At 65.2% G+C, this 2118-nt stretch carries 4 protein-coding genes; 2 read left to right on the top strand and 2 right to left on the bottom strand.

Annotated features, from left to right (window positions below; translation table 11 throughout):
• On the bottom strand, positions 1–311 hold a 311-nt coding region (locus ABFX50_RS50480), incomplete at its 3' end, for a transposase (RefSeq protein WP_428834741.1).
• A gap of 200 nt (positions 312–511) precedes the next feature.
• Between ABFX50_RS50480 and ABFX50_RS50475 the strand changes: the two genes are divergently transcribed.
• Positions 512–1258 carry a class I SAM-dependent methyltransferase gene (locus tag ABFX50_RS50475; RefSeq protein ID WP_346158412.1) on the top strand — a complete coding sequence of 249 codons (747 nt, stop codon included), beginning with the start codon at positions 512–514 and terminating at the stop codon, positions 1256–1258.
• Positions 1259–1414: 156 nt separating this feature from the next.
• Here the strand turns inward: ABFX50_RS50475 and ABFX50_RS50470 are convergent, their stop codons facing one another.
• Positions 1415–1678: a DUF1883 domain-containing protein gene (locus ABFX50_RS50470; RefSeq protein ID WP_346158411.1), complete on the bottom strand. Its 264-nt coding sequence runs from the start codon at positions 1676–1678 to the stop codon at positions 1415–1417.
• A 52-nt stretch (positions 1679–1730) separates the two neighbouring features.
• Here ABFX50_RS50470 and ABFX50_RS50465 point away from each other — a divergent pair.
• Positions 1731–2118, top strand: a 388-nt coding sequence (locus ABFX50_RS50465) for a GNAT family N-acetyltransferase (protein ID WP_346158409.1), incomplete at its 3' end; no start/stop codon positions are given.

Below are 2118 nucleotides of genomic sequence, written 5' to 3'. Positions count from 1 at the left end.
GTGGATAGTTCTTCATCCCCAACGGGACACTCTCCCGATCTCCCCGAACCAGCAAGGTCCAGGGTCTCAGGTGTCCAGTCCTCGGGTGGAACGCCCTGGTGCCAGTCGCGCAGCCGCCGCCAGCAGGTCATCCCCGAACCGAAGCCGAGCTCCTGGGGCAGGAACTCCCACGGGATCGCCGTGTACAGCAGGAACAAGATTCCGCATAACGCCTTACGGTCGTCCAGCCGTTTACGGCCCGGATGGCGGGTGCGCCGCTCCACCTTCGGTAGCAGCGGCTCAATCCGCTCCCACAGGCTGTCCGGCACGATCCACGGAAGCTGCTCGCCCTTCTTCACGACGAGATCAACGACCACCGAGACAATCAGACACGGCCCCTAGATCATTTTGTTAGGACTCTTTAGCGCTTCGGTTGGCGGTTGTGCACCTGAGTTGGCGAGCTCCGCGCGCAACGAGGCCGTACGCCTGCGTCGCCCGTGACTGATGGGCCACAATGACCCGCATGTCTGCTATGCCTGAGAAGCACATTGAGGCCGCATCTTCGTTCCGATTCAACGACTACGACCGGATCGCCGAGGGGTACACGGCCGAGAACGAGACCAGCCTCATGCACGCGTACTACGCGCGGCCCGCGATGCTGGAGCTCGCCGGGGATGTGACCGGAAGGCGCATCCTCGACGCCGGCTGCGGCGCGGGTCCGCTGTTCTCCGCGTTGCGCGATCGAGGCGCTCTCGTGACCGGCGTCGACGCGAGCGCCGGGATGCTGGAGATGGCCCGACTGCGGCTGGGCGCCGACGCAGACCTGCGGGTCGTCGATCTGGCCAGCCCACTGCCTTTCCCCGACGACGCGTTTGACGACGTCATCGCGTCCCTGGTGCTGCACTACCTGGAAGACTGGGGACCGACACTGGCCGAGCTGCGACGCGTGCTCAGGCCTGGCGGCCGGCTCCTCATCTCGGTCTACCATCCACTCGTGGGCGCCCTCCTGCAGCACATGGCCGGGGAGAAGCCCACGTACTTCGAGATCCGTAACCGGACCCAAGAATGGGCCATGGGCGGGCAGACCGCCCAGATGAGTTTCTGGGACCGGCCGCTGCACGCGATGACCGAGGCCTTCGCCGCGGCCGGCTTTCGCCTCAGCGTCATCAGCGAACCGCCGTTTGTGCCGGAAGCCCGCGAGGTGTTCCCCGAGGAGCTCCGCGAGATCACCGGCACGAGGTTCCTGAGCTTCTTGTTCTTCGTTCTCGAAGCCGGCTAACGGGCCAGATCACAGCACCTGCGTGCCTCATGCGGCTCGGGATCACGTGATACACACCAGGCACGGATGATCTTGCAGGCGTGCCGTCCCGACCCCTAGACCCGACAGTGCATGGGGCTGATCCAGATTGCGCGCGCTGCTAGGGCGCAGCCGTGCTCAGTCGAAGAGCTGGACGACGGTGACGTTCTTGACCCGGTCGTAGCTGTCGACGATCAGGTACCAGTAGTCGTCGTAGGGCACCTGCAGGGTGAGGGGGCTGTAGTCGAAGAAGGCGCCGTGGTACTGGTATGCCTCCTGGTCGAGGTACGACTGGTATTCCTCGCTGTCCATGAGACAGACCCGAGCGGTCGACCCGCGCCAGTCCACCTCGAAGCAGGCGCCGGCCCCGGTTTCTCCGAGGTCCCAGTACAGATGCCTCACATCCCATTAGTAGCTGGTCACGCACCGGCCAGGAAGCGGTAAGAGTGACCAGGTGAGTGATGAACTGGCAGGGATCTGGCCGCTGCTGGCCTTGCGGATCACAACACCGCGTCTGGAGCTGGCCGTGCCGAGCACCGACGACCTGCTGAACCTCGCCCAAGCCTCCCGCGAGATCCAGCCACCTGATGAGATCCGCTTTCAGCAGGCATTCCTGTACGAGTCATCGCCGCTACGAGAGCGGCAGCTGCTGCAGCACCACTGGCGAGCCCTGGCCCACTGGCAGCCCCACAGCTGGGACCTGCACCTCGCGGTCCGCGTCGACGGCGTCGCGATCGGCTTGCAGAACATGTGGGCGGCTGACTTCGCGACCGTAAGGACGGTCGAGACCGGATCGTGGATCACCCGCCGACACCAGGGGCGAGGGCTTGGGACCGAGGCGC

Source organism: Nonomuraea recticatena (genome assembly GCF_039533245.1).
Taxonomy (GTDB): Bacteria; Actinomycetota; Actinomycetes; order Streptosporangiales; family Streptosporangiaceae; genus Nonomuraea; species Nonomuraea roseola.
This window is presented reverse-complemented; position numbering and strand designations above follow the sequence as displayed.